The sequence below is a fragment of the Paraprevotella sp. genome, from assembly GCF_986071375.1.
In genome coordinates this window covers 277,173-303,486 of sequence record NZ_CFQRNQ010000001.1, presented here as the reverse complement: position 1 = coordinate 303,486, position 26,314 = coordinate 277,173, and the positions used below count along the sequence as shown (strand labels likewise).

The 26,314-nt window shown below is 51.0% G+C and carries 21 protein-coding genes and 1 riboswitch; of the genes, 8 read left to right on the top strand and 13 right to left on the bottom strand.

Annotation, left to right across the window (positions count from 1 at the left end):
• Positions 1 to 70 precede the first annotated feature (70 nt).
• A complete protein-coding gene (locus AC5RDV_RS01100; RefSeq protein ID WP_008624339.1) occupies positions 71 to 688 on the bottom strand; it encodes an outer membrane beta-barrel protein in 618 nt (205 codons plus the stop codon).
• A gap of 476 nt (positions 689 to 1,164) precedes the next feature.
• On the opposite strand from AC5RDV_RS01100, the gene AC5RDV_RS01095 reads away from it, so the two are divergent.
• The 4 genes from AC5RDV_RS01095 to cbiB all read left to right on the top strand — a co-directional run bounded on the left by AC5RDV_RS01095 (position 1,165) and on the right by cbiB (position 5,013).
• Entirely contained in the window at positions 1,165 to 2,088 is a 924-nt protein-coding gene (locus AC5RDV_RS01095) for a hypothetical protein (protein WP_282747445.1), read from the top strand.
• Between the two features lie 40 nt (positions 2,089 to 2,128).
• Complete coding sequence (locus tag AC5RDV_RS01090) at positions 2,129 to 2,887, top strand: outer membrane beta-barrel protein (RefSeq protein WP_008624331.1); 759 nt, start codon at positions 2,129 to 2,131, stop codon at positions 2,885 to 2,887.
• 129 nt (positions 2,888 to 3,016) lie between these two features.
• Positions 3,017 to 4,033, top strand: coding sequence for a threonine-phosphate decarboxylase CobD (gene cobD / locus AC5RDV_RS01085; RefSeq protein WP_276788271.1), 1,017 nt, complete (start codon positions 3,017 to 3,019; stop codon positions 4,031 to 4,033).
• Positions 4,034 to 4,041: 8 nt separating this feature from the next.
• Positions 4,042 to 5,013, top strand: coding sequence for an adenosylcobinamide-phosphate synthase CbiB (gene cbiB / locus AC5RDV_RS01080; RefSeq protein ID WP_282747448.1), 972 nt, complete (start codon positions 4,042 to 4,044; stop codon positions 5,011 to 5,013).
• Here cbiB and AC5RDV_RS01075 read toward each other — a convergent pair.
• A complete protein-coding gene (locus AC5RDV_RS01075; RefSeq protein ID WP_130894128.1) occupies positions 4,996 to 6,492 on the bottom strand; it encodes a cobyric acid synthase in 1,497 nt (498 codons plus the stop codon). The genes cbiB and AC5RDV_RS01075 overlap by 18 nt on opposite strands.
• Before the next feature lie 418 nt (positions 6,493 to 6,910).
• Positions 6,911 to 7,348, bottom strand: coding sequence for an Hsp20/alpha crystallin family protein (locus tag AC5RDV_RS01070; protein WP_282747451.1), 438 nt, complete (start codon positions 7,346 to 7,348; stop codon positions 6,911 to 6,913).
• A gap of 472 nt (positions 7,349 to 7,820) precedes the next feature.
• Here AC5RDV_RS01070 and AC5RDV_RS01065 point away from each other — a divergent pair, with 472 nt between their 5' ends.
• On the top strand, positions 7,821 to 8,750 hold the full coding sequence (locus AC5RDV_RS01065) for a hypothetical protein (protein WP_130894127.1): 930 nt from the start codon (positions 7,821 to 7,823) through the stop codon (positions 8,748 to 8,750).
• Positions 8,751 to 8,893: 143 nt separating this feature from the next.
• Here the strand turns inward: AC5RDV_RS01065 and thrC are convergent, their stop codons facing one another.
• Genes thrC through thrA form a run of 3 tightly spaced genes read right to left on the bottom strand, consistent with a single transcriptional unit; the run spans position 8,894 to position 13,880 of the window.
• Positions 8,894 to 10,195, bottom strand: coding sequence for a threonine synthase (thrC, locus tag AC5RDV_RS01060; RefSeq protein ID WP_282747452.1), 1,302 nt, complete (start codon positions 10,193 to 10,195; stop codon positions 8,894 to 8,896).
• A gap of 13 nt (positions 10,196 to 10,208) precedes the next feature.
• Complete coding sequence (locus tag AC5RDV_RS01055) at positions 10,209 to 11,420, bottom strand: cofactor-independent phosphoglycerate mutase (RefSeq protein ID WP_008624313.1); 1,212 nt, start codon at positions 11,418 to 11,420, stop codon at positions 10,209 to 10,211.
• A 30-nt stretch (positions 11,421 to 11,450) separates the two neighbouring features.
• Positions 11,451 to 13,880 carry a bifunctional aspartate kinase/homoserine dehydrogenase I gene (thrA, locus tag AC5RDV_RS01050; protein WP_130894124.1) on the bottom strand — a complete coding sequence of 810 codons (2,430 nt, stop codon included), beginning with the start codon at positions 13,878 to 13,880 and terminating at the stop codon, positions 11,451 to 11,453.
• Positions 13,881 to 14,081: 201 nt separating this feature from the next.
• Here thrA and AC5RDV_RS01045 point away from each other — a divergent pair, with 201 nt between their 5' ends.
• On the top strand, positions 14,082 to 14,783 hold the full coding sequence (locus AC5RDV_RS01045) for an outer membrane beta-barrel protein (RefSeq protein WP_008624311.1): 702 nt from the start codon (positions 14,082 to 14,084) through the stop codon (positions 14,781 to 14,783).
• Here AC5RDV_RS01045 and AC5RDV_RS01040 read toward each other — a convergent pair.
• The 7 genes from AC5RDV_RS01040 to AC5RDV_RS01010 form a co-directional block, all read right to left on the bottom strand.
• Positions 14,780 to 16,378 (bottom strand): NAD(P)/FAD-dependent oxidoreductase, encoded by a 1,599-nt coding sequence (locus tag AC5RDV_RS01040; RefSeq protein WP_282747456.1) that lies wholly within the window; start codon positions 16,376 to 16,378, stop codon positions 14,780 to 14,782. The genes AC5RDV_RS01045 and AC5RDV_RS01040 overlap by 4 nt on opposite strands.
• A gap of 22 nt (positions 16,379 to 16,400) precedes the next feature.
• Positions 16,401 to 17,825, bottom strand: a complete 1,425-nt coding sequence (gene radA, locus AC5RDV_RS01035) for a DNA repair protein RadA (protein WP_282747458.1) — start codon at positions 17,823 to 17,825, stop codon at positions 16,401 to 16,403.
• 679 nt (positions 17,826 to 18,504) lie between these two features.
• Positions 18,505 to 19,518: an ABC transporter ATP-binding protein gene (locus AC5RDV_RS01030; RefSeq protein ID WP_282747459.1), complete on the bottom strand. Its 1,014-nt coding sequence runs from the start codon at positions 19,516 to 19,518 to the stop codon at positions 18,505 to 18,507.
• The gene (locus tag AC5RDV_RS01025; protein ID WP_282747461.1) at positions 19,518 to 20,558 is read right to left on the bottom strand and encodes an iron chelate uptake ABC transporter family permease subunit; all 1,041 of its coding nucleotides are present in this window, start codon (positions 20,556 to 20,558) and stop codon (positions 19,518 to 19,520) included. The genes AC5RDV_RS01030 and AC5RDV_RS01025 overlap by 1 nt, the downstream gene beginning before the upstream one ends.
• Before the next feature lie 5 nt (positions 20,559 to 20,563).
• Positions 20,564 to 21,700, bottom strand: coding sequence for an ABC transporter substrate-binding protein (locus tag AC5RDV_RS01020; protein ID WP_276788253.1), 1,137 nt, complete (start codon positions 21,698 to 21,700; stop codon positions 20,564 to 20,566).
• 4 nt (positions 21,701 to 21,704) lie between these two features.
• Positions 21,705 to 22,871 (bottom strand): DUF5074 domain-containing protein, encoded by a 1,167-nt coding sequence (locus AC5RDV_RS01015; RefSeq protein WP_232038476.1) that lies wholly within the window; start codon positions 22,869 to 22,871, stop codon positions 21,705 to 21,707.
• A 25-nt stretch (positions 22,872 to 22,896) separates the two neighbouring features.
• A complete protein-coding gene (locus tag AC5RDV_RS01010; protein WP_337408198.1) occupies positions 22,897 to 24,906 on the bottom strand; it encodes a TonB-dependent receptor plug domain-containing protein in 2,010 nt (669 codons plus the stop codon).
• A gap of 51 nt (positions 24,907 to 24,957) precedes the next feature.
• A riboswitch (cobalamin riboswitch) is annotated at positions 24,958 to 25,177 on the bottom strand.
• Between the two features lie 218 nt (positions 25,178 to 25,395).
• On the opposite strand from AC5RDV_RS01010, the gene AC5RDV_RS01005 reads away from it, so the two are divergent.
• Both AC5RDV_RS01005 and AC5RDV_RS01000 read left to right on the top strand, forming a co-directional pair.
• Positions 25,396 to 25,539 (top strand): hypothetical protein, encoded by a 144-nt coding sequence (locus tag AC5RDV_RS01005; protein WP_008624294.1) that lies wholly within the window; start codon positions 25,396 to 25,398, stop codon positions 25,537 to 25,539.
• A gap of 130 nt (positions 25,540 to 25,669) precedes the next feature.
• Positions 25,670 to 26,287 carry a response regulator transcription factor gene (locus AC5RDV_RS01000; RefSeq protein WP_282747464.1) on the top strand — a complete coding sequence of 206 codons (618 nt, stop codon included), beginning with the start codon at positions 25,670 to 25,672 and terminating at the stop codon, positions 26,285 to 26,287.
• Positions 26,288 to 26,314 lie beyond the last annotated feature (27 nt).

Genomic DNA, 26,314 nt, shown 5'->3' with positions numbered 1-26,314 from the left:
TCCGCAAAGGTACAAAAAAGCGGCCCACACACAAGTGCAAGCCGCATAAAGTCTTACCTTATTTGCTAAATCAGAATGCGTAACCCAAACGAATCATATGGTTTACCGCACCGGCCGGGCCGTCATCCCACGCTTCTCCGAAACCACGCTTGAAGGTGTATTCAAAGTTAACACGTTTATACCATACGCCTAAGCCCAACAAGATACCTCCGTCACAACGGTTGTAATCATCAATGTCACCAATCTTAATTTCATCATCCACGAATTCTTCCCAATGTTCCCAATCATCATCAACGTCCCATTTAATCTTGCCTCCCATATCAACACCGAAGAAAGCACCGAAACGTCCGTCAATGGCAAAGTTGTTTGTCAAATTGTACTTATAACCAATGGTTACCGGGATATTGAAATTATGTGCCCGAAATTTCATATCAGAGTGGTCGGCCTCAAAACCACGCGTACCAAACATCAAGCCCACATTCCAATAAGCACCTTTATAAAAGTTCTTGTTATAATCCAAGCTAATATTGTAGCTCGGCAACATGTCCAACCCTGCGGTATTGTCCCCTTTGAAATTATTAGCCGCAAAACCACCACGCAAGATGAATTCTCCACCTTTCACTTGTGCATTCATCGTAGCTGCCCCCACCATGAAAGCTGCTACCAACATTAAAAAGATTTTTTTCATAAATTAAGTTTTTAAATTAAACAATATCGGCGCATTTATCACACCTCACACAAATATACGCAAATAAAATCTATCTGAAGTAGATTTCAGAGAAAAAAGATTCTTCATCCTACTTTTTGGAAACAAATAAATCCAAAACGGACAAAAGAAAGTAAAAATTAATAAGAAAAACGATGGAAGAATTTGATTTATCTCTTCATAAGAGAGCAACTATTTAATGCAAAAATATTCAAAAGATTGTATAACGCAAAATTATCTTCCGATAAAATACAAATTATGTGCACAAAATGTTGAGAAAGTTAAGAGAAACCGTCTTTTCAAGAAGGCTATCATACTATATAACAAGATGAAACGCCACACAATTGCTCTCTTATGAAGAGATATACATTTAAACCAAAAAAGGAAACACAGATATGAGATTCGGAATACAACCTTATAGCATGTTTTTTCTACTCGCTTTAGCTTGTGAATCAATTATGGCTCAAAGCGTAGACTACTCGGTGGTGTCTGTTCCGGAAGAATCGGGAACCGATTTCACCCAAATTTCCCAGACCACAGATTATGTGTGCATGCCGGAAGTCAAACGAAGCAACCGAGGCATCGGTTGGTTCTCCAATCGCATTCTGGATATTTCCACAGACGGAAGCCAGATTGCCTACCTGTCTTTCCGTAACAACACGACCAATATCTTCATTAAAGATTTGAGTAAACAAGGTTCTTCCATCCAGAAAACCAACCGTACTGCCGTATTGGACTTTTCTTATTCACCCGACGGTAAGCAAATCGTGTTCTCCGAGGCTCGCGGGAAGACCAACCAGATATTCCAAACGTCTGCCAACAAGGGTTTCGTATGCCGCCAAATCACAACCGGCAACATGGACTATTCCCCGATTTATTCGGCGAACATGAATTTGATATTCTTTGCCCGACAGGAAAACATAAGCATCAGCATATGGAGCCATGACATGAAAAACAACTTCTTAGCCAACTACTCCCAAGGCCTGAACCCCTACCCCGTCAAAGGCGAACCGGCATTCATCTGCGTGCGCCCCAATGCTGCGGGACACAGCGAGATATGGAAGGTCAACTACGAGACTGGAGTGGAGGAATGCATCGTCTCGCAACCCGATCGCGACTTCACCTCTCCTTCCATCTCACCGGACGGACAATGGTTGTTGTTCGTGGGAAGCAGTAAAATAGAAACCGGCTCTTTTTCTTACTACAATACCGACTTGTTCGTGTCGCGTCTGGACGGAACGGGATTTGCCCAACTCACCTACCATGCCGCAGACGACCTCAGCCCGGTGTGGAGCAAGGACGGACACTACATCTACTTTGTGTCGCAACGTGGAAACAAAGAAGCCAAAGCCAACATCTGGCGTATGACATTCAACTATTAGTGTTTAATCAAATAATTTACTAACATCAAAATTTGGGATTATGAAAAAGTTTAAGTGTTTATTGACCGCGATGTTGTTGGGTTGCTCTACAATGTCTTTCGCACAGTTCATGAACGGCAGCGGTTCATCAGCTTCATCATCTTCTGACGTAGAGGCTTGGAAAGGTTTGCGGTTCTCGTATGACCGCGTATTCATCAACCAAGACTTCGACGACCCCGATGACTTGGATATGAATGGATTCTCCGTAGATTACGAACATGCTTTTAAAGTCGCTAAGAAATTGCCCTTGTTCATCCAAACCGGTATAGGAATCAACTTCTCACGCCATAGCGACAGTGAAAGCGAATCAGATGAATATTATGGCTATACAGTCGGATATGAATCCAAGAATTCTATCACACAATTAGGCTTGAACATACCCATAAATTTAGTCTATGGCGTAAAAATCAACGAACAGTTGGCCATCAAGCCTTACACGGGTTTCTATCTGCGTGTAAATCTAATGGCAAAAGAAAAGGAAGAATTCACTCTTAATATTCCATCAGAGTTTGAAGACTACATTGACAGAAGCGATTACGAATACGACGAAAGCTATAACTTGTTCGACAAAGACGACGTAAACGAATTGTATGGTTCCGACGACTGGAAATGGAACCGTGTGCAGTTCGGATGGCAAATCGGAGCCACACTCGACATCAGCAAGTTCAACGTGGGCATCGGTTATGCTCTCGATTTCAATGAAATCACGGAAAAGACCAAAACCAGCAAGTTTATGGTCAAATTAGGATATAACTTCTAATCCATAGAAGTTTCTTCATGGCTTAAACCAACGGGGACATGCAGTGAGTGCACGTCCCCGTTTTTTATCCACCCTCTCCCTCTCATATCTTATCATTTTTACGTACCTTTGCCCCAAAATGGAATCACCATGCTCAACGGACACGGAGACGACTCATACCGGTACAACCGTAAGATAACCCTGAACTTCAGCAGCAATGTATATCACCATACATCGCTTGCCCCCTTGTTCCGGCATTTGGAGAACTGTTGGGAGCAAGTACGTTCCTATCCCGAACCGTCACCGTATGCCGTAGAAAACAAACTGGCCCAAGCGATGGGGATAAGCGCAGAATCGGTCTGCCTGACGAGCGGAGCCACAGAAGCCATCTATCTGGTTGCGCAGGCTTTTTCCGGAAGACGTTCCTGCATCCTGTCCCCCACGTTTTCGGAATATGCGGATGCCTGCCGCCTGCACGGCCATCAGGTACAATCCATCTATACCACCGACCATCTGCCGGAGGATGTGGACATCGTGTGGATCTGTAATCCGAACAACCCGACCGGAGCCGTCCTTCCCCACGATGAGATGAAACGGTTAGCCGCGCAGCATCCGGATGTCCTGTTCGTCATCGACCAAAGTTATGAGGATTTCACCCTGCGCAGGCTGTTTTCTCCGCATGAAGCCGCCGCACTGCCTAACGTCATATTGCTCCATTCCCTGACGAAACGTTTCGGCATCCCGGGATTGCGCGTCGGCTACCTGACCGCCCGGCGGGAATGGACGGCGCGTGTCCGGCAGAACAAAATGCCGTGGTCGGTCAACACATTGGCATTGGAAGCCGCCCTCTTCCTGACGGAACATGAAAAAGACTTTCGGTTCGACCTGCAAGCTTTATTAGAAGAGCGAGCACGCGTGGCCAGGCAATTGGAAGCCCTGCACATAGCCGAAGTTTGGCCAGGAGAGACCCACTACCTGTTGGCCCGGCTACGGATGGGCAAGGCCTCGGCACTGAAGGACTACTTGGCCGAAACGCATGGCATGCTCATCCGCGATGCCGGTAATTTTGAAGGATTGGACGAACGGTACTTCCGCATAGCCGTACAATCCCCCGAAGAAGACGACCGCCTGCTCTCCGCCATCGGAGAGTGGATGTTTTCCATATAACCACGACTATGCACAGCATTATTCCTTTACTCATCGGATGGGGGTTGGACCTCTGCACCGGAGACCCCGCCCGGCTACCGCACCCCATAGTGGCTTTCGGCCGTTGGATCAGTTTTTTTGAACGGAAAGCCAACCACGGGAACCATCGGCGTGCCAAAGGGACTTTCTGGACCATCGCCACGCCCTGCACCCTGTTCCTATCCGCCCATCTCGCCTTGGCCACCTTATGGGCAGCCTGCCTGCAATGGGAGATCTGGGGAACTTATTTGTACTATCTCGTGACGGGCATACTTATCTTTTACTGTCTGGCAGGCACGACGCTCGTCCGGGAAGTGCGCAGGGTATTCCGAGCCGCCGACCGTTCTTTGGAAGAAGGAAGGCGGCAAGTGAGCCGCATCGTAGGACGGGATACAAGCCGCCTCAGCGACCAGGAAATACGCACCGCCGCTTTGGAAACCTTGGCGGAAAACTTGAGTGACGGTGTCATCGCCCCGTTATTCTGGCTCTACGTGCTAGGTATCCCGGGGATGCTGACCTATAAAATGATTAACACCATGGATTCCATGCTCGGCTACCGCACCGAACGGTTCAAGGACTTCGGCCGCACAGCCGCCCGGATAGACGATGCCGCCAACTACTTGCCTGCCCGGCTCACCGCCCTTCTGATGGCGTTGGCCACGTGCATCCCCTTCCGGAAAGGCAAAAGCGCCCGCAACCTGAAAGAAGAACTGCGCTTCATCCGACGCTACGGCCGGATGCATGCTAGCCCGAACTCCGGCTACCCCGAAGCGGCGTTGGCCGGCATATTGGACTGCCGCTTCGGCGGGCCGCACCACTACTTCGGCGAGTATTGTTTCAAACCGTACATCGGAAACCGCCTGCGCCCGCTCACCACTGCCGACATGCGACAGGCCGTGGCCATCAACCGGCGTGCGGAAATCCTGATGATCCTGACGGGCGTCTTACTCTACCTCCTCTGACGACAAGATGCGATAGAACTTCTCCATATCCAAATGCCGCCGAACATGGGCGGCCAAAAGGTCGTATTGCCTTTCTTTGTAGTCAGCATAGTCCTCCGTAGTCCCGCAAGCTGTCCCCTCCGTATAAGGAGCCAAAAGGAAATCCAAGACAGAAGGGTTGTCCAGAATACCATGGATGTAAGTCCCCATGCAACGGTCATGGACATAACACCCGTCGGCTGTCCCGTCCGCCAATCGGTTCAAGGGGATGAAGGATTGCCCTGCCTCGTCGGCCACCGTCCTGCCCATGTGGATTTCATAGCCCCGGCACAGCGTTCCGCAGCCGTGAAAACGGAACTCCACCTGACGGGTCACTTTCTCCCGGCCGATGACCGTATGCACGGGCAATAGCCCCAGACCGGACAAGCGTGCCGGTGTGCCTTCCACCCCGTCGGGGTCGGCCACCTCCGTGCCCATCATCTGATAGCCTCCGCAAATCCCCATGACGGTCTTGCCGCCCCGGGCTGCTTGTACCACGGCCTCGGCCAAGCCGTTGCGTTTCAGTTCGCGCAAGTCGTCCAACGTGCTTTTACTGCCGGGTAACACGATGACATCCGCTTTCTGCAACTCATCTGCCCGGTCGGTGTAATACAGGTGCACCCTGTCGTCGCGTTCCAATCGGTCGAAATCCGTGAAGTTCGACAGATGGAGCAACTTCACCACGGCCACATTCACCCGTCCCGCTACGGCACGTCCGTTCTTCTGTTCCAGTTCCACGGAATCCTCCTCCTCAATCTGTATGTCGTGGAAATAAGGTATCACTCCGAGTACCGGCACGCCGCACACTTCCTCCATCATCCGCACACCATCGTCGAACAACCGACGGTCGCCCCTGAACTTGTTAACGATGATTCCTTTTATCCGGCAACGGTCTTCAGGTGTCTGCAACATGATGGAACCGTAAGCCGAAGCGAAAACCCCGCCCCGGTCGATGTCTGCCACCAAGAACACGTCTGCCCTGGCATGGCGGGCCATGGGCATGTTCACGATGTCGCGGTCCCGCAGGTTGATTTCGGCAATGCTGCCCGCACCCTCCATCACAATGGGATTATAGCGGATGGCGAGCCGGTCGAACGCTGCACACACCGCCGCCCGCAGTTCCTCGCGTCCGCCTCGGCGGAAATAGTCGTAAGCCGAACTGTTCCCCACGGGCCGCCCGTTGAGCACCACTTGCGACGTATGGTCGGAATTCGGTTTGAGCAGCACGGGGTTCATATCCGTGTGGCACGGTATGCCGGCCGCTTCGGCCTGTACGGCCTGCGCCCGCCCTATCTCAAACCCTTCGGGAGTGGCATACGAATTGAGCGACATGTTCTGCGCCTTAAACGGGGCGGGACGGTAACCGTCTTGCCGGAGGATGCGGCATAAGGCCGCCGCCAGTACGCTCTTGCCCACGTCGCTCCCCGTACCGGCCAACATGAAAGGATGTAATTTTCCCATATACGAATCATGGATGATTATGCCGCAAAGTTAAGGCGAAACCCGTGATAATAAAAATGAAAGGTCTGAAAAATGAACCGTCACCATGACCGGACGGAAACAATGGCAAAGCCCATACGTTCATTTTATCCAACAAAACGCCCTCGCACCGTGAAATCGCAACACACTATATTCTAATAAATTACAATCTTAAAATCAATCTCAGGAGATTGATTTTCCGTTCTGCGCCAAACGATTTTTCAATCTCAGCCGAATGATTTCCCGTTTGGCGCAGAACGGAAAAGTACCTTCAAGCCCCCTTACAAACGGGAAGGCGGCACCGCCCCACCGCTATCGGGGACAAGCAAAAGGGGATGCCCCGGTACAACCCGAGACATCCCCTACTTTATCCCTTATTCCAAGAAGGAAAAGAACTTCCTTACTGTATTTCAATCACACGGTTCACTTTCGCTTTTTCTTCCGGCGCGCGTTTCGGAAGCGTGATATTCAACACTCCGTCGCTCACGTTTGCACTGATCTTGTCTTTCTCTACATCATCCGGCAAAACCAAAGCCTGTTGGAACTTGGCGTAAGAAAACTCACGACGCAAATAGCGTTTGTTCTTCTTGTCTTCCTCTTTCACCTCGTTCTTTTTCTCCATCGAGATAACCAGTTCCCCGTCTTCGCCCAAATGGATGGTGAAGTCTTCTTTCGTCATTCCCGGAGCGGCCACTTCCACCTTATAGTCTGCGTCGCTTTCTATCACGTTGATAGCCGGTGCCGTGGCGTTTACCTTGCCCATCCATTCATTATCGAAAAAGTCGTTAAACAAACTCGGTAACCAATTCTGTCCATTGTACTTTCTAATCGGTGACATAATCTTCATCTCCTATCTTTTAAGTTTTACATTCATTTTTTTCTTTCCGGACGGCCTTCCTGCCGGTTGCCCCGTCCGCTTGATTAAAATACAAACCCCGTACCCGGCAACTCCAAACTTTCATCGGGCCGCCTGAGATTAAACTTTTGAAAACCTTTTTAAGCCTGTACGGACTGATTTTAAAATTGTGCAATCCTTTTTAGCACCAACTCTTTTTTCCAACTGACACTATTGGCGTAGGAAGCGACAAAATGTCAGCAATCAACGGTTTATCATTTTCTTTCTATTCTTTTTATTTCATTATATTTTACTTCGCAAGGATAAATCCTTATATTTGTAACATGATTATTTTTCTTTCAATCCCCAATCACCCGACGAAGCAGAAATATCCGGTAGGGCGCATCTTCCAGTCGCGAGGAAATGATGGAACGTATCGCAGACATATACATTATTAATATAACAAAAACAGAAAATGAAGAAAATGACGTTCAAAGTTTGCATGGCGGCTTGCTGCGCCGCATTGGCCTTAAGCGCCTGTAGTGAAGAAGATGCCACCCTGCACGGCGTGGCACCGTCGAAAATCGGTACCATCAGCCTGAACACCGGCAAAGACCAAGTGCGCCCCGGCCAACCCCTGACAGCCTACATCGCCCTCCCCACAGGCGGGCAGAACATCAGCGAAGCAACTTACACATGGGGTGTCCTGAACTATCCTTCGGACAAGGAAGAAAACGGCACGGCCTATTTCAGCTTCACCGCACCCGAAGAACCGGGGCAATACAATTTATCGTTTAACGCCCGTTACTTGTTCCTCGGTCCTGACGCGGAAGGCAATATTTACAAGGACATGAGCAGTACGTTAGACTATACCGTCATTACCTGCAACATTTTCAGCAGTTTTTGGAATGATGATATAACCACCACCCTGAAGGTATACCCCCAACTCACGGAAAACGAATCGCAACCCGGCACTTATTTGGGCACATTCGCGGACAAACTGTCCTCCAGTTCTGCCGCCACCATCAACCGCGCCTTCATATTCAACAACGACGTTCTGTCGAAAATCACGGAATATGAAATCTACTCCAATAAGGACGTAAAGACATACGCCAGAAAATTCTATCTCCTGCTGAACTATGCCCAAAGGAGATTCAACATGGAAGTGAAGGCCACATATTACGACGATGCTTCAGTTCCCGGCCTCCATACCCCGATAGCCGAAGAAGACTGGAACAATGAAAATTGGAGGAACGAGATTGGCCAAAAACTCCAAGCCGGTACTCTCCGCCTTTATTGCCAATTACAAGACGAGCATACCCAACTGTGGCTGAGTGCGTTCAACACCAGTGACGGCAGTGGCATCTACATCGTCCGTGACTACACTGCGAATACCATCAGATAAACCTTTCGACATGAATCACATGCTGTGCAATTAGCACGGCAAAAAACATAAACAAAAAGCATCGCATCCCTGTATGCCATTGCACGTTTCTTCGGGAAACGTCCGGCCATACAGGGACGCGATGCTTTCAACAAACGATAAAACTATTGTTTCATCAAGTATGCCTTGAATCCGGCAAAATCCTTGCCCATCGGGATACTCTTCTTCTCCCCTTTCATGAAGGCTGCCAACTTTTCAGGTATGTCCACCGAGCCGCCAATGATATTCTCCACCGTATTCTGGAACTTGGCCGGATGTGCCGTCTCGAGGAACACGCCGCATTCGCCCTCACGCAGCCCCTCGCTCAAGGCACGGAAGCCGCAAGCCCCGTGCGGGTCGAGCAAGTAACCGTTCGTTTCATAACAAGCCTTTACGGTCTCGGCAATCTGCGCGTCGGTATAAGTTGCCCCGCTGATTTCAGCCGTAATGGCCGCGTGGCTTCCCTTGTATAAATCGTAAATACGGGCAAAATTACTGGGGTCGCCCACATCCATGGCATTGGCGATGGTCTGCACCGACGCACGGGGATGGTATTCTCCCGTCTGCAAATAATTATAGAAGATGTCGTTGGCATTGTTGGCTGCAATGAAACGCTTCACCGGCAAACCCATCACCTTGCCGAACAGTCCGGCCGTGATGTTTCCGAAGTTTCCGCTCGGCACGCATACCACCAACTCGTCGGCCTTACCGAGCTTCTTCATCTGGGCGTAAGCGTAGAAATAGTAAAATGCCTGCGGCAGGAAACGGGCCACGTTGATGGAATTGGCCGAAGTCAGCTTCATGTGACGGTTCAGTTCCTCGTCCATGAAAGCGTTTTTCACCAAAGCCTGGCAATCGTCGAACACGCCATCCACTTCGAGGGCGGTAATGTTCTGCCCCAACGTCGTAAACTGGCATTCCTGGATGGCACTCACCTTGCCTTTCGGATAAAGTACATACACGTGGATGCCTTCCACACCCAGAAAACCGTTGGCCACGGCACTCCCCGTGTCGCCGGAAGTAGCCACCAACACATTCACCTGATTGCACCCTTCCTGCTTGATGAAGTATCCTAAAAGGCGGGCCATGAAACGCGCCCCCACGTCTTTAAAGGCTAACGTGGGGCCGTGGAAAAGCTCCAAGGAATAGATGTTCTCCGTCACTTTCACCACCGGACAGTCGAAACTCAACGTGTCGTACACGATTTGTTTCAATGTATCGGCCGGTACATCCTCTCCGAAGAAAGCGTCCGCCACGCGGTAGGCCACTTCTTGAAAAGAAAGGTCCTGTATTTCGTCGAAGAACGACTCCGGAAGATGCCGGATTACCTCGGGCATAAACAAACCTTTGTCGCTCGCTAAGCCTTTCACTACGGCTTCGTGAAGCGTAGCGCGGTCGGCCTTACCGTTCGTACTATAATATTTCATAAAGTATGTTCGATTAATGTTTCATAAATTCACGAATAAACTCATCACCCCGAAGCAACCCGTAACTTCCGGCTTTAGCAGCGTCCTCATCGAACGTCTGCACGCTGTCCGCCTCTATGCCCGGATAGTAAATGGCAAACGGTATCGGGTCGGGCGTATGCGTACGGTGGGCGCAAGGCGTAGGATGGTCGGGCAACACGGCGATGGCCACCGGTTCTTCCCAACCCTTCACGGCTTCCAAAATCGGACCGATGGCACGGCGGTCCAGATTCTCTATCGTCTGCAACTTCAATTCCACGTTCCCGTCATGGCCGGCTTCGTCGCTTGCCTCCACATGCAGATACACGAAATCACCGTCTTTCAAGGCTTCTATCGCCGCTTGGGCCTTGCCTTCATAATTCGTATCGTACAAACCGGTAGCCCCTTCCACATCTATGACGCGCAAACCGGCATAACGTCCGATACCCCGTATGAGGTCTACGGCGGTAATGACCGCACCCTTTTTGATTTGAGGATAAGTCTCCGTCAACGGGACCATGGCCGGACGGTTGCCGCCGCCCCACGGCCAAATACTGTTGGCCGCATCGCGGCCTTCCTTCATCCGGCGGAGGTTCAACGGATGGTCGGCCAACAATTTCTGCGATTCCAAAACCAAGTGGTTCAGCAAGTCCGCAGTTTCCTGTGCTTCGGGCATTTCTGCCTCCACCAAACAGTCACGGAAAGGCGTGCCCGGCACATCATGCGGAGGCGTACAACGCAGGTGCTTGTTTCCGCCTTTAATGACCAACAGATGGCGGTACTGCACTCCCGTATAAAAATGTATGCGCCCGTTACCTAACTTTTCTTGCAGGAAACGAATCAGCACATCCGCCTCTTCCGTCTCCAACCTTCCGCAAGAATGGTTTTTTATCTTACCTTCTTCAATGCAAATCAGATTACAACGCAACGCCAAATCGTCATCGGCCAATTCGACTCCGATACTGGCCGCTTCAAGTGGGCCACGCCCTTCATACACCTTGTGTTGGTCGTAGCCCAAAATGGAAGAATTGGCCACTTCGCTACCGGGATGAAAACCCTCCGGCACGGTCTGCAACAGTCCGTTGCGTCCCATACGGGCTATCCAATCCATATTAGGCGTATGGGCATATTGCAGCAGCGTCTTATTGCCCAAGGCCGGAACTTTCCAATCGGCCATGCCGTCGCCCAGTATAATAATATGCTTCATCTTTATCTCCTTACCCTAATTATATATATGTCATACGTTGGCAATACTCATGATGTCGGCAAAAACACCGGCCGCAGTCACTCCGGCCCCGGCCCCGTACCCCTGGATTTGCATAGGATACTCCTTATAGCGTTCGGTAGTCAACAAAATTATGTTGTTGGAACCTTCAAGATTATAGAACGGATGTTCGCGCCCTACCTCACACAGTTCCACACTGGCTTTGCCGTTTTCGTAACGGGAAACAAAACGCCAACGTTTTCCTTCGCCCTCCAACACCTTACGCCTCCGTTCGAAATCGGCATCCAGGGAAGGCAGGTTCTTCCAAAATTCATCCAATGTGCCCTGGAAAAACGAATCGGGCACGAACAGGTGCTTCTCCACATCGGACTGCTCGATACGGTAACCGGCTTCACGCGCCAAAATCACCAACTTACGGATGACATCCTTTCCACTCAAATCCACACGGGGATCGGGCTCGCTATATCCTTCTTCCTTGGCCAACCGCACGGTCTCGCTAAACGGGACGTCGGCCGAAATCTTGTTGAATATAAAATTCAAAGTTCCGCTCAATACGGCTTCTATCTTCAAAATCTTATCACCGCTGTTCAGCAAATCGTTCATGGTACGGATAATGGGAAGACCGGCTCCCACATTCGTCTCGAACAGGAACTTCACCCCACGCTTACGGGCTGTAGATTTCAGTTTCTGATAAGTGGCGTAATCGGAAGAGGCCGCAGCCTTATTGGCCGCCACCACGGAGATGTTATGCTCCAGGAATTCCTGATACAGCCCGGCCACATCGGCACTGGCCGTACAGTCGACAAACACGGAATTGAAGATGTTCATGCCAATCACTTCGTCACGCAAGCGGTTTAAATCGCTCGGTGCACTAAGCGTCAACCGTTCACGGCAGTTCTCCAGACCGATACCTTCTCGGTCGAACATCGCATTATGCCCGCTGGCAATACCCACGACCTTAAGCTTCAATCCCCGTTCTTTCTTCAATTTCTCACTCTGCTGCGCCAACTGCGCAATCAAGCTGCTACCCACCGTCCCTACTCCGCACAGAAAAAGGTTGAGGACTTGGTATTCCGAAAGAAAAAAACTATCATGGATGACATTGAGTGTCTTGCGCAAGAACTGTCCGTCCACCACAAAAGAAATGTTCGTCTCCGATGCCCCCTGCGCACAAGCAATCACATTGATACCGCTACGCCCCAACGTTCCGAACAACTTACCGGCGATACCGGGCGTGTGCTTCATGTTCTCGCCCACGATGGCCACTGTAGCCAAACCGCTTTCCGCCGTCATCCTGTACATCGCTCCCGTCTCTATTTCCTTGGAGAACTCCGCATTCAAAACCTCGCAAGCCGCATCGGCATCCGCATCGCGCACACCGATGGAGGTGCTGTTTTCGGAAGAAGCCTGCGAAACGAGGAACACACTGATACCGTTATTGGCCAAAGCCGAGAAAATCCGTCGGTTGACCCCAATGACACCGACCATGGACAAACCTGAAACCGTAATCAATGTCGTTCCGTTTATACTGGAAATACCCTTGATAGGCTTCTGGTCTTCGGCGATGTCGCTCTTAATCACCGTGCCTTTTCCCGAAGGATTAAACGTATTTTTGATGAGAATCGGGATATTCTTTACGCAAACCGGATAGATGGTAGGTGGATAAACCACCTTCGCACCGAAGTTGCAAAGCTCCATAGCCTCTACATAACTCAACTCATTGATGGTATAAGCGGTGGAAATCACCTTAGGGTCGGCCGTCATGAACCCATCCACATCGGTCCATATCTCCAAAAAAGAGGCATCCAATGCCGCTGCAATGATGGAGGCCGTATAGTCCGACCCTCCACGGCCTAAGTTCGTCACCTCTCCGGAGTCGGCATCCGTGGAAATGAATCCCGGCACCAAAGAGACCTTCGGCAAGTCGACAAAAGCCTGTTTGACCAATTCGTGCGTCAAATCAGATGCCAACAACTGACGTCCCGACTTAATCTCTGTCTTAATAAAGGTACGAGAGTCAAACCATTTGGCTCCGTCTATCAACACGGCTACTATATTGGACGACAGCCGCTCCCCGTAGCTGACTATGGCAGCAGATGTCTTAGGCGAAAGGTCACGGATAAGATAAACGCCTTGATAAATGCTTTTCAACTCATCCAACAAGGCATCGATAGTCTCCGACAAACGTTCCTTATTTTCTCCGGAAGGAATTACAGTTTCTATCATCTGGTGATGACGCTCGGCAATCTCGTCAAACTCGGACAGGTAAGACAAGTCTCCGGCCAAGGCCAACTTAGATGTCTTTATCAACTTGTCGGTAATTCCGCCCAATGCAGATACTACGACCACCACAGGCTCCTCTTCAGCCTCAACAATCTTTTTAACACTCAGGATGCTTTCTACGGAACCTACGGATGTTCCCCCAAATTTTAATACTTTCATATCTACGTTTTCTGAATTGGATCTCTTTGCATGCAGGCCCACAACACCTGTCTCGACCGCTCCGAGACCTTAATATTTCAAAGTTGTTCTATCGTTACATAACATCCGCAAAAATAGCAATTATTTATCTAAAAAGGCTTATGAAATAAAATTAATTTGTATTTTTGCCTAATAAATCATCGACATTAAGTATACATTCACATGACAAAAAAAAGTTTTCTTCCCTATATCTTATTACTGTTGATTGCCATGCCGGTGAACGCCGGAAAGGATTTCTATGAAGGAGAACCCGTATATGCGAGCCGTTGGAGGGATTACCGGCGGAGTTCTTACTTCGGCCTGCGTTTCGGTCTGAACGTCCCTACGGTACGATACAAAGGGACAGGAGGAGAAGCACAGACCAACCCGTTACCGCGCTACCACATCGGGTTGGTTTACGGGAACAAGCTCGGAGACGGACTGCCCTTTTATTTGGAAAGCGGATTAATCTACACGGAAAAGGGGACGGAAATAGAAGCCACGGAGGAAGTCGAGTTTAAGAAATGCTACATGAGGTATCTGGAAATTCCCATTGTCCTGAAATATAAGCTCAATACTAACGCCGACGATTTTACCGTGCAACCGTTTTTCGGTGGTTTCATGGCCGTAGGCGTAGGCGGAACGGCCAAACTTTACGATTCCCGTACCAAGATAGACCCTTTCGGAGCCGACCGCTATAAACGCTTCGATGCCGGACTACGGGTCGGCTGCGGCATGGCTTTCCAGAATTTTTATTTTGAAATGGGCTATGACATAGGATTGTTCAATATCGCCGGACGAAATTATAGCGAATACCATTACGACGACTTCGACGGGCATATCCGCACGGGCAATCTCACGATGTCCTTGGGGGTAGACTTCTAACCCCCAAGGTAGGCCGCAGCCGCCTCCGCGCAACGTTCCCCGTCCATCGCGGCCGACACGATGCCTCCGGCATATCCGGCACCTTCGCCACAGGGGAACAATCCTTTCAACCGCACGTGTTGCAAAGTTTCCCCGTCGCGCACGATACGTACGGGTGCCGACGTGCGGCTCTCCACTCCTATCATCACGGCCTCGTTGGTCAGGAAACCACGGGAGGCTTTGCCGAAACGGCGGAAGCCCTCTGCTAGCCGTGCCGTGATGAACTTCGGCATCCAGAAATGCAAAGGCGAGGACACCAGTCCGGGAGCATACGAACTCGCGGGCAGGTCGTAACTCAAACGCCCGTTCACGAAATCTGCCATCCGTTGCGCGGGAGCCGTCTGCCGGCAATTCCCCTGCTGCCAGTTCTGTTCTTCCAAGGCTTCCTGGAAGAACATCATGGCCAACGGATGCCGCACGTCCGGCTGCCAACCGGAAACAGCCATAAAATCGGCCAGTGATTTCTCCTCCAGATCTTCCGGGTGCAACTCCACCACCATACCGGAATTACTCCATTTCGACCCACGGTTGCTGGGCGACATCCCGTTGACCACCGTCTGCCGGGGACCGCTGGCAGCCGGAACAACGAACCCACCCGGACACATACAGAAACTGTACACCCCACGGCCTTCCACTTGTTGCACAAAGCTATACTCCGCAGCCGGAAGATACTTTCCCCGCCCGTTCCGGTTGTGATATTGTATCTGGTCGATGAGGAGCGACGGATGCTCCAAACGCACACCGACCGCCAAGCCCTTGCTTTCGATTTCCACACCATGGGCATGCAACCAACGATAGACATCACGCGCCGAGTGCCCCGTGGCCAGGATGACCGGCCCCCGGAATGTTTTCCCCGTGTTCGTTTCTATCCCCACGACCCTATCTTTCTCTATGAGCAAAGCATCCATACGGGTCTCGAAATGCACTTCTCCCCCACAGTCCAGAATCGTCTTGCGCATATTCTCGATGACTCTCGGAAGCTTGTCCGTCCCGATGTGGGGATGGGCATCTTGCAGGATGGACACACTGGCACCGTGTTGGCAGAACACGTTCAGGATTTTCCCCGCATTCCCGCGTTTCTTGCTCCGGGTATACAACTTCCCGTCGGAATAAGCTCCTGCACCGCCCTCCCCGAAACTGTAATTGCTCTCGCTGTCCACTTTATGCTCACGCGATATTTTAGCCAAATCCAACTTGCGGTCGCGGACGTTCTTGCCTCGTTCCACGATGACGGGACGATACCCCGCTTCGATCAGGCGCAAGGCGGCAAACAGCCCGCCGGGACCGGCACCGACCACGACCACCTGCGGTCGTCCCTCCACATTCCGGTACGCCGTACGGACAAATTCATCGTCCTCCGGCTGCTCATTGACATACACCCGTACCTTCAAGTTGACGAATATCGTGCGTTGACGGGCGTCAATACTGCGTTTCAACACTCGAATGGCCGTCAGCGTCCGTTCGTCCTTTCCTTTCTCGCACGCAATGTAACGGCGCAAGGCCTGCTCGTTGGCCGCCGTTTCCGGCAAGACCCTGAGTTGGTATTCTTCTATCATATCCTTATCGTTATCTGTTCGTTTAACCGAAAAGCGCACGGAGCGCCTCTTCCACTTTCCGCACTGGGACAAGTTCTATCTTCAGTTTCGACGTGTCGAATCCCTGCAAGTTGTGACGCGGAACAATCATTCGCCGGAAACCGAGCTTGGCAGCTTCCGCCACACGTTGCTCGATACGGTTCACCGGACGTATCTCGCCGCTCAAGCCGACTTCCCCGGCCATGCAGACACCGCTTTCGATGCCTGTGTCCACATTGCTGCTCAACACGGCGGAAATGACGGACAAGTCGATGGCCGGATCGGTCACTTTCAACCCTCCGGCTATGTTCAGGAACACGTCTTTCTGCGCTAGCTTGAACCCAACCCGCTTCTCCAACACGGCCAACAACATATTCAACCGGCGCAGGTCGAAGCCGGTGGCCGAACGTTGCGGCGTGCCGTAGGCTGCCGTGCTGACCAGTGCCTGCGTCTCGATGAGGAAGGGGCGCACGCCTTCGATGGCCGAAGAGATGGCCACGCCGCTCAGCCCTTCGTGATTCTCGGTGAGCAACAGTTCCGAAGGATTGCTCACCTGCCGCAAACCGTCCTGCCGCATCTCGTAGATGCCCAACTCGGCCGTACTGCCGAAACGGTTCTTGATACTGCGCAGGATGCGGTACATATAATGTTGGTCGCCCTCGAACTGCAACACGGCATCCACGATATGTTCCAACACCTTGGGGCCGGCCAGTGTCCCCTCCTTATTGATATGGCCGATCAATATCACGGGAATGTTGCTCTCCTTGGCGAATTTCAACAACAGCGCAGCGCACTCGCGTACTTGCGAGATACTGCCGGGCGAACTGTCCACGGCCTCGGTCATGATGGTCTGTATGGAATCTATGACCACCAACTGCGGCTGCTCGTTACGGACGTGCAGGAAAATCTGATCGAGCGAAGTCTCGCACACGACCATGCAAGACGAACGGGACAAGAACCCTTCCTGTCCGTCCGCCTTTCCTCCTGCCCTTGGCACCAAACGGTCGGCACGCAACTTCAACTGCCGCGCACTCTCCTCGCCGCTGACATAAAGCACACGCTTGTCCGTCATCTTCAGTACGGTCTGCAAGACCAAAGTGGACTTCCCTATGCCGGGTTCCCCACCCAAAAGCACCAATGAGCCGGGCACCAGTCCGCCGCCCAACACGCGGTTCAGTTCCTCGTCGTGCATGTCCAACCTCGGTTTCTCGTCGGTCACAATCTGTCCCACGGAAATGGGCCGCCTACGCAACGGTTCCCCCGGCAACGCCTGGTGAAATCCTCCTGACGCGATGGCCGACACACTCTCCTTACGCACTGTGAATTCCTTAAAAGTATTCCATTCCCCGCACGCAGGACAACGCCCCACCCACTTCGGTGATTCCTGTCCGCAATTCGCACACACATAGACGGTCTTATCCTTTGCCATAGAATCTCCTTGTTCTTTGAAAGGATAAAAGTACAGAGTTTTTCCGGAGTGACCATAAAAATGCGGGAGAAAATTTTTCCAAACCACACGATTGACAAAAAGCTTCCGAATACTTTCGTTTCATCACAAAAGGAAAGCAATTCCGCGTTTTGCAGTTGAAATAAAAAAGAAGATGGAGTGCCGTTTAGAAGCCCGTAAGTTAAAAAAGCGGGAAGAGAACTGATTCTATCCGTCATTTCTGCCCGTTTCGCCTCATTTTTCTGCTGAGAATAAAAAATCGTTTGGCTGAAAGCGATTTTCCATTCTCCGCAGATTGGTGCTTCAAACTCCATTTTTTGGATAAAAACATTCAGGAATATCCCCGAGACAAGAGATGTCAAGCCAGATTTTTCTCTAACCGACGCTTTTCAACCGCTCTAAAAACAAAAACAAAATGCAAGCTTACTTCGTTTCAAACTTACTCCTCTACAAGCTTCCAACGCCTTATGCCCACTTTTCATTTTCAAAAAGACCGTAAAAACGCCCCGAAAGCTTTCTCCATGTACAACCTCAGCTTTCCAAATAGTGCACATTCTCCCATCATGCTCCCTTCCGGGCACAAATACGCCATTCTCACCACTTCCAAACTGACGTTTTGGCACTCTGACACTTTGTCTGTTTACCACCCGATGCAGGCCCGTCATAACGGGCGCAACATTTCGGCCAGTCCGGCAAACGAACAAAAGCGGGAGGAGATACCGTTTTGTGTCCATACCATGTCCTGCGGACTGATGACTGCAAGACTCGCTACCCCCTCTCCGCCCTCGTCCGGCGCAATGGGGCGGAAACCGTGCCGCACCAAAAGGTTCTGTGCCCAATAACGCAAAGCCTCATCGGCTGCTTCCAGACGAACCACCCGGCTGTTACGGTTCTTCGGAGCGTAGATGCCGCGAACCGCGTCGAAACGGATGGACGTGCTGCCAAACAGCCGGTCCATCGCCCCCGACAGCACCAAGTCCTCGGTCGTTCCGCACAGCATCTCGCGTTCTTGCGTCATCAGCCACAAGCGGTCGGACATGGCCAAGGCCTGATCCACATCGTGCGTGGAAAGCAAAACGGCCTTCCGTTCTTCCACCGCCAACTTCCGGAGCAGGCGCATAACTTCCATACGGCTTTCCACATCCAGAAAAGCCGTAGGCTCATCCAAGAGAATCAGCGGGCATTCTTGCACCAATGCTTTGGCTATCATGGCTTTCTGACGCTCTCCATCGGACAGTTCGGCCACATAACGACGTGCCTTTCCAACCATACCGACCTCTTCCAACGCCCGCCATACCAAGGCTTTGTCGGCAGAAGTCAGACGACCGAAAAAACCGGTGTACGGTTGACGTCCCAAAGCCACCAGTTCGTAAACGGTCAGCCCGCCTGCCTGCATGCGGTCGGTCAATACCACACCGATGGTTTTGGAACGCTCATGCGCACTGTAAGCCTCCAAAGGCCGCCCCATGAGTTCCAGACGGCCGGACAAAGGGGGCTGCATGCCGGCCAACGTACGCAACAAAGTGGACTTTCCGGCCCCATTGCATCCTAACAAACAGGTCAGTTCGCCGCCCGACAGACTGAAATCCAATCCATGATGCACTTCCGCCACCTGCTTTCCCAGGCGGTATCCCGTAGCAATCCGTTCCCCTTCGAGCACTATCCGCTTTTCCATTAATTGAAATACTGTATTCTACGTTGGTTCACAATGACATAAATAATCACCGGCGCACCCAACACGGGTGTAACGGCATTCAAGGGGAGAAGTCCCTCCTCGCCGGGCAGGATGCAAATCAAATTGCAAAGCAAGGCCACCGCCCCGCCGCTCAACAACGTTACCGGCAAAAGGGCATTGTGGTTCGATGTCCCCAACAGCAACCGGGCCACATGCGGCACGGCCAACCCGATGAACGACACAGGGCCGCAAAAAGCCGTGACCACAGCCGTCAGGATTCCCGTAACCACCAACAACATGCTGCGCGTACGACGTACATTCACCCCAAGGTTCTCCGCGTAACGTTCTCCCAACAACAAGGCATTCAACGGCTTAATCAACAGGACGGACATCAGCAACCCGACTGAGGTAAAAGCCGCAAACCACGGCAGTTGTTCCAACGAAACACCCCCGAAGTTGCCCATCCCCCAAACCATGTAAGAGTGTACGCCTTCGGCCGTGGCGAAGAAATTCAGCAAGGAAATGGCCGACGAGGCCACGTAGCCCATCATGATGCCGGCAATCAACAGCATGACGCTGCTGCGTATCAGCGTGGAAAGAAAAAGAATCACCCCCATGACCAACACGGCACCGGCGAAAGCACCGGCCACCACTGCCAGAAAACCGGAAAAAGAAAAAGTGCCGGCCGACACCATTCCACCTCCGGCCAACATGACCAAGGCCACCCCGAGACTTGCCCCCGAACTGATACCCAAAATCGACGGGTCCGCCAACGGGTTGTTGAACACCGTCTGCAACATCAGGCCCGAGGCGGCCAAGGCGGCCCCACAGCACCAGGCCGTCACGCACAAAGGCACGCGGGATTCCCACACGATGAACGACCAAGCTTCGTTTTCCACCGTCCCACCCGTCAACGCGCCCCAGACCGCTCCGGCCGGAATGTCCACCGAACCGAGCAGCAGGTTAGCCGCCGCCAACACAAAAATGACGACGACCAATATCCCTCCGCACACATATCCTTTACGCTCCACCGGAATCATCTTTTTCAGTCCGCTAATTTACGAAAATATCTGCCACCTTCCGCCTTTGCCACGTCCGGATGGAATATTTTTATCAAATCTTCCAGCAACCATTCGGGATGGAAAGGCGTTTCTTCATAGTAAGGCACCCTCCCGGTATTGCAGCCGTACACCCGCCGTTCACGGAAAGCCCGGAATCCGGCGTATGGCGCATAATCGTTTTTCAGGTCCCGATAGGTCTTATCCTCCGGCATGTTGTACTTAATCAGCCAAATGTCGGCATCTTTCGCTTTCTCATACACCGTCTCAAAGCTCAGGGGAGACGATCCGCTGTTCTTCAAATCACTGAAAACATAGTCGGCACCGGCATCGGCAAACGTCCGTCCGACCGTACTGCGTCCGCCCGGCACATACCACGTGGCTCCGGACTTCAAATCGGCAAACACGGTAGGCTTGTTTTCTATGTCGGCCACCTTACCGGCCCACCGGAGGTAATCAGCCTCTACCCGGGCAAACAAAGAATCGGCCTCGGCTGCTTTTCCGAACAACAGGCCGTAGAAACGCATCCATTCGGCACGCCCCAACGAAGAGGTTTCCATATAGTCGGCACATTCGATGATGGGAATGTCCAACTTGCCCAACCGGCCATATCCCCCGCTGTTTTCAAACGGAGAAAGCATCACAGCATCGGGATGCAACGCCATAAGCTTCTCGATGTCCGGATTCATCCCGCTGCCCAAATCCGCGATACGTCCCGTGCGGCATCCCTCCTTGATGTAGGGCAGGTCGATATACCGGAGGTCGCACACTCCGCCCACGGCAGCCAGTGCCCCCAACTCTTCCATCAACCCGCAATGCACAGACGAATAAATGACGGCTTTCTGCAACGGCACGCGCACGACCGTCCCTTGCGGCAGACTGTCGGGCAATGGCTCGTCTCGTCCGACCAACACATACGTGTGCAGTATTTCCAACGTATCCCACGGATTTCTCAGCGTAGCCACCCGGTAACCGTCGTAAGACACAACCCTCAGGTTCTCTGCATACTTTAAATCCAACGTGTCACCGCCCTCGTCCAAAAAGGAAGCCGTCTTGCCCCCGTCCTTACAAGAGGACAGAAGCAAAACGGCAAACAAACCATAAAAAAGGCTACTTACCTTCATCTCCTTATTTTGTGACAAACACCATCTTCGAGGTGGACATTCCGGCTTCAAACGTACGTTTATAAGTTCCATCCGCCCCGTATACATGTACGTCGGATGCAGCACCGTAAGGTACGTCAAACACATACACATCGCCAGATGCTGGATCAACAGCCAAACCGTTGGCACTCTGCAAATCAGCCATGTCCATAAACTCTTGTTCATCTCCTGTCTTTAAGTCACGGACGTAAGCACGAGCCACTTCCGGCATATAATACTCTGAATAAAGGATGTACATTTTCTCCCCGGCATTCGCGATATAAGTTGCACGGCACACCTGTTCCACTTGATCTGTTTCCGGATCGAGACGTTGCATCGTACCGTAAATATACTGGTCCGGAGTCAAGGACGGGCTTCCTGCATAGTTGCCATTGGACACGAAGTATACATACCCGTCTTCTGCCGTGATGCACTGGGTATAAGGATTGAGCATTACTTCAATATCTTTCAGCTTGGTGAAAGAGGCTGCATCAACCACTGCCAACCACTTTCCTTTTGAATACCCCGAAATATTGACATACAGTTTGCCGTTGGCAGAAGTTATAGCCTCGGGATGGTCATAACCTGTTTGTGCCCCTGCATCTATAAGATTCAGTTTGCCATCGATGGCCATGGAAGTCGTGTCGATACGGGAAACCGTCCCGTCGTATGCTGTAAAATAAACCTTCCCCTCACACGCTGCCATGTAGCGAGGCTCAACCGGAGTACCGTCTTCGGTAGCCACCGGAATGGATTTCAGAACCTTGCACTTACGGTCCATGATGACAACTTTGGAAGAACCGCTCACCGTCACGTATATTTTCGAACCATACACACAAAGGTCTTGCCCCAAGTCGCCAAGCCCTTCGCCATTGGCAGCCGCATAAAGGTCTTCGCTCAACTTTCCGGTCTGAAAATCCAAATATTGGATACTGGCATCATTTCCACCCCAATTTCCGGTATTCAACACATAAGCTCCCAAAGCGACCACGGGGGAAGGAACCGCAGTGCTGTCACTTCCATTGGCACCGCCTCCATTTCCACCAGTCTCTTCTCCCGGCTTTCCACCATCTCCAACCGTGTCATCATCCTCGCTACAAGCGGTAAAACACCCCAAAGCCAGAGCCATTATGGCCCATTTACACCATTTCATTTTCATTTTTTTCGTTATTAAAAGTTTATAAAGAATATGTTATTGCCACTTTAAAATTCCTCCCGGGCATCGGATAGTAACGCACCACCTCATAATTTCTTCCACCCAGATTGGCCGCGTCCACCTGCAGGCGCAACTTATGATCCCTGAACCGGAAAACACGGTACAAGGAAAGGCTATGATCGGAATAGGCATTCACGAGATTGCTCTTTTTGTTTTGCGGCAGACGATAGCGTTCACCGCTCCACGCCACATTATATGCCACGTTCATCCACGGCATTTCAAGTACCACACTTCCACCTCCGGAATGTTTCGGCGTATAGGCAATCTGATGACGCCACAACTTGCTACCGCGTTTCGTCACGTCTTCCGCCTGCATGAAACTGTACGCTCCTGTCAAACTCAAATTCCAAGCTTTTGCCAAAGCCCATTCGGCAGCCAGATTGGCATCCACGCCGTAAGTCTCCACTTTGCCTACGTTGGACATTTTCCATACGAACATCGTCGGAACTGCCACAATCTTGTCTTTCACCTTATTATAATAAGCATCCAACGAAAAGCTCACGTAATCCGCCACTTTTCCCATACGTCCGGCCCAGGTGGTCCCTATATTCCATTGGCACGTTGTTTCCGGACGCAAGCGGCTGTTCCCAATGAGCAGATAATAGAGGTCATTGAAAGTCGGGACACGGAATATGTCTTTATAAGACGCGCGCAAACGCCAACTCGCCTTTTTCACAGGGCGCCACGCCAGGCTTACCGCCGGAGAAAGCCGCTTACGGTCGTCGGCAGCCATCCCTAAAGAAACTCGTTCGGTAATGAAAGTATTCAGCAAGGAAGCCGTCACCTGAAACTGCGGTTGACGGTATTGTGCTGAAAAGGCCGTCAGACTGGTATAACGTTCCGGGTATTGGCATTGGTCCAACGTCGTGGCCAAATCGTTATACACAAAATCCTGCGCCAACGAAAAAGAAAGGTTTTTCACGGGCTTCGCCCATAACGTCGCGGTCAGGTAGGTCTCCGTCTGGCGGAAACGGTCTTCCGTCGGCCCGGCAGCCTTCTTGTCCGTGTCTTTGTTCCAACTATAATTGAACTTCCCGGAAGCCTTCAGTTTCCACTTCTCCGAAAAACGGTTCTCATACCTCAACTGACCGAAATAATTACGGTCATAAAGCCGTTCCGCCGCATAGGGATTGTCATATACGACACTACCGGGCAATCCTCGACGGGAATCGAACAGATACCCCTTCACATCCAAATCCTGACGTTCTGTCAAATGGGCAAAAAGATTCACCTCCGCACGGTATGCCCCTATGTCGCTATTGTTACGCCGTCCTTTTATCTGTTTATCCAAGTTCATCATCGTAAAATGATAATTCCCGTCGGCACGTAAATATTCACCGTAAAGAGAACAAGACAAACGCGGTGTGAACCGATGGGCATAGAACAATGAGGGGTTGGCCAAACCGTAAGCCCCCGCCTTCACCTTTACCGAAAGAGTGAAATCCCGGCCTTCAAAATCAGGCCGGCTCGTTTCGATGCTCAACGCGCTTGCAGCAGCCAACATGCGTGCCGTCTGATAAATATTGTCGCTTTGCCCGATAGTCAACGTCAATGAAGAAACATTATCCAACGAGAAACGGGAGATGTCCACCTGTCCCGACTGGCAATCCCCTATGGCCACACCATCGTAGAGCACGGCTGTATGCTGTGCGCCCAGACTGCGTACGGAAACAGTTTTCAACCCTCCCACACCGCCATAATCCTTCAAGGTCACCCCCGAAAAATGCCGTACGGCATCCGACACGTCCAACACGCCCATACGTTCCAACTCCGCCTTATCAAGCGTCTGCACAGGAGCACCCGAACGTACGGTGGCAGGCAAAGCCTTCTCGGTCACCGTCAGACCTTTCATCTGTTTCAGCCCCACATCCACGCTATCTGCACCATTTTGTGCGAGCACGAACACAGTCTCCATACAAAATGACACAAGCAACCATCCTCTCATTTTATGAGATTCCTTGTATACGCCCATTTATATCTTCATTCTTCACTCAAGACACCTTCCTCCCATCCCACGGAGATTCCGGCATGACTACGTTTTGCAGGTCTTCTGACTTACTCCGGCTTGTTGGCCTTCCCACCTTATTATTATAAATAAGGAAGTGGCTTGAGGTTTGAAACAAACCGCACAATGAGTTCACAGCAGCGGGACTGTCCGGGATTTCCACCCGATTCCCTTTTCATCTGCCGACCTGAAAGGGCTTTCCCATAGGCCGGGCAGAACAAAACGTTGCAAAGTTATTAAAAAAATCAGTATCCCAAGACCTTTTCATTGATTTATATCAAGAAAAGGGCATTTAAATGATAACAAATGCCCTTTTACTTGTTTTGCAGGAAGAATCGCCGTACCTTTGTAGTGTCATAAGGAACAAAAGATATTTAGTTTTTAGGTATTTAGCTCCGTGAAGGAGCAATGTTTAGGTAAAAGATTGTTAGATTAAAAAAGAAAGGTAAGAAGATTATGACAGGATTAATGATTATCGCAGCGGTCGTAGTAGCTATGGCAGTTGCAACAGGTTCAAAGAAGAGCAACGGTAAGTTCTTGGGTTCAAGTACTTCAATGTTGTTCGGTAATAAAAACCTGAATGCAGGTGCAGCTTGTTAAGTGCAATGCACCTTAGTTTGAAACCAATTAAATTTTTGATAAGGTAAGGATGTCTGGAATAAGGCATCCTTATTTCTTTTTAAGATACGACGAGATTTGAGTAACTTTGCATGGAAATATGAGCGTGAACATGAAACTATCCCCCGAAATTGCCATTATAGAAGCCAACACATTGACCTGTATGGGACTACGCGGCCTCATTGAACGGATGATGCCACAAGCTGTCGTCCGCACGTTCAACAGTTTTGAACAACTGATGCGCGACACACCGGACATGTATTTCCACTACTTTATTTCAGCCCAGACCCTTGTGGAGCACAGCGCCTTCTTTGTGGAACGGAAAGAAAAAACCATTGTGCTTACCAATGGGACAACCGGCACCCCTCAAACCTCCCACTTCCATACGTTGAATATCTACCAAAACGAAGACAATATGGTGCGTGCATTGCTGCAACTGCAACAGTATGCGCATGCTCACGGACGACATCTGCCCCAAGGTATGGGAAAGCCCATATCGGGAACCACTGCCTCTACCGACCCCAACGGACTCAGTCATCGCGAAATCGAAGTGCTCATACTCATTGTACGCGGACTGACGAACAAGGAAATTGCCGACCACTTGTGTATCAGCACTACCACCGTTATCTCCCACCGCAAGAACATCATGGAAAAACTCAATGTCCGCTCCGTATCGGGACTGACTATCTATGCCGTCATGAACGGGTACATAGAGGCCGACCGCATCTGAAGAGTATTCCTTATAAACTTTTAGTTC

Excerpts from the sequence above, each read along its gene's own strand:
- AC5RDV_RS01100 (WP_008624339.1), bottom strand. The coding sequence starts at position 688 with ATGAAAAAAATCTTTTTAATGTTGGTAGCAGCTTTCATGGTGGGGGCA.
- AC5RDV_RS01095 (WP_282747445.1), top strand. The coding sequence starts at position 1,165 with ATGGCTCAAAGCGTAGACTACTCGGTGGTGTCTGTTCCGGAAGAATCG.
- AC5RDV_RS01090 (WP_008624331.1), top strand. The coding sequence starts at position 2,129 with ATGAAAAAGTTTAAGTGTTTATTGACCGCGATGTTGTTGGGTTGCTCT.
- cobD (WP_276788271.1), top strand. The coding sequence starts at position 3,017 with ATGCTCAACGGACACGGAGACGACTCATACCGGTACAACCGTAAGATA.
- cbiB (WP_282747448.1), top strand. The coding sequence starts at position 4,042 with ATGCACAGCATTATTCCTTTACTCATCGGATGGGGGTTGGACCTCTGC.
- AC5RDV_RS01075 (WP_130894128.1), bottom strand. The coding sequence starts at position 6,492 with ATGGGAAAATTACATCCTTTCATGTTGGCCGGTACGGGGAGCGACGTG.
- AC5RDV_RS01070 (WP_282747451.1), bottom strand. The coding sequence starts at position 7,348 with ATGTCACCGATTAGAAAGTACAATGGACAGAATTGGTTACCGAGTTTG.
- AC5RDV_RS01065 (WP_130894127.1), top strand. The coding sequence starts at position 7,821 with ATGAAGAAAATGACGTTCAAAGTTTGCATGGCGGCTTGCTGCGCCGCA.
- thrC (WP_282747452.1), bottom strand. The coding sequence starts at position 10,195 with ATGAAATATTATAGTACGAACGGTAAGGCCGACCGCGCTACGCTTCAC.
- AC5RDV_RS01055 (WP_008624313.1), bottom strand. The coding sequence starts at position 11,420 with ATGAAGCATATTATTATACTGGGCGACGGCATGGCCGATTGGAAAGTT.
- thrA (WP_130894124.1), bottom strand. The coding sequence starts at position 13,880 with ATGAAAGTATTAAAATTTGGGGGAACATCCGTAGGTTCCGTAGAAAGC.
- AC5RDV_RS01045 (WP_008624311.1), top strand. The coding sequence starts at position 14,082 with ATGACAAAAAAAAGTTTTCTTCCCTATATCTTATTACTGTTGATTGCC.
- AC5RDV_RS01040 (WP_282747456.1), bottom strand. The coding sequence starts at position 16,378 with ATGATAGAAGAATACCAACTCAGGGTCTTGCCGGAAACGGCGGCCAAC.
- radA (WP_282747458.1), bottom strand. The coding sequence starts at position 17,825 with ATGGCAAAGGATAAGACCGTCTATGTGTGTGCGAATTGCGGACAGGAA.
- AC5RDV_RS01030 (WP_282747459.1), bottom strand. The coding sequence starts at position 19,518 with ATGGAAAAGCGGATAGTGCTCGAAGGGGAACGGATTGCTACGGGATAC.
- AC5RDV_RS01025 (WP_282747461.1), bottom strand. The coding sequence starts at position 20,558 with ATGATTCCGGTGGAGCGTAAAGGATATGTGTGCGGAGGGATATTGGTC.
- AC5RDV_RS01020 (WP_276788253.1), bottom strand. The coding sequence starts at position 21,700 with ATGAAGGTAAGTAGCCTTTTTTATGGTTTGTTTGCCGTTTTGCTTCTG.
- AC5RDV_RS01015 (WP_232038476.1), bottom strand. The coding sequence starts at position 22,871 with ATGAAATGGTGTAAATGGGCCATAATGGCTCTGGCTTTGGGGTGTTTT.
- AC5RDV_RS01010 (WP_337408198.1), bottom strand. The coding sequence starts at position 24,906 with ATGGGCGTATACAAGGAATCTCATAAAATGAGAGGATGGTTGCTTGTG.
- AC5RDV_RS01005 (WP_008624294.1), top strand. The coding sequence starts at position 25,396 with ATGACAGGATTAATGATTATCGCAGCGGTCGTAGTAGCTATGGCAGTT.
- AC5RDV_RS01000 (WP_282747464.1), top strand. The coding sequence starts at position 25,670 with ATGAAACTATCCCCCGAAATTGCCATTATAGAAGCCAACACATTGACC.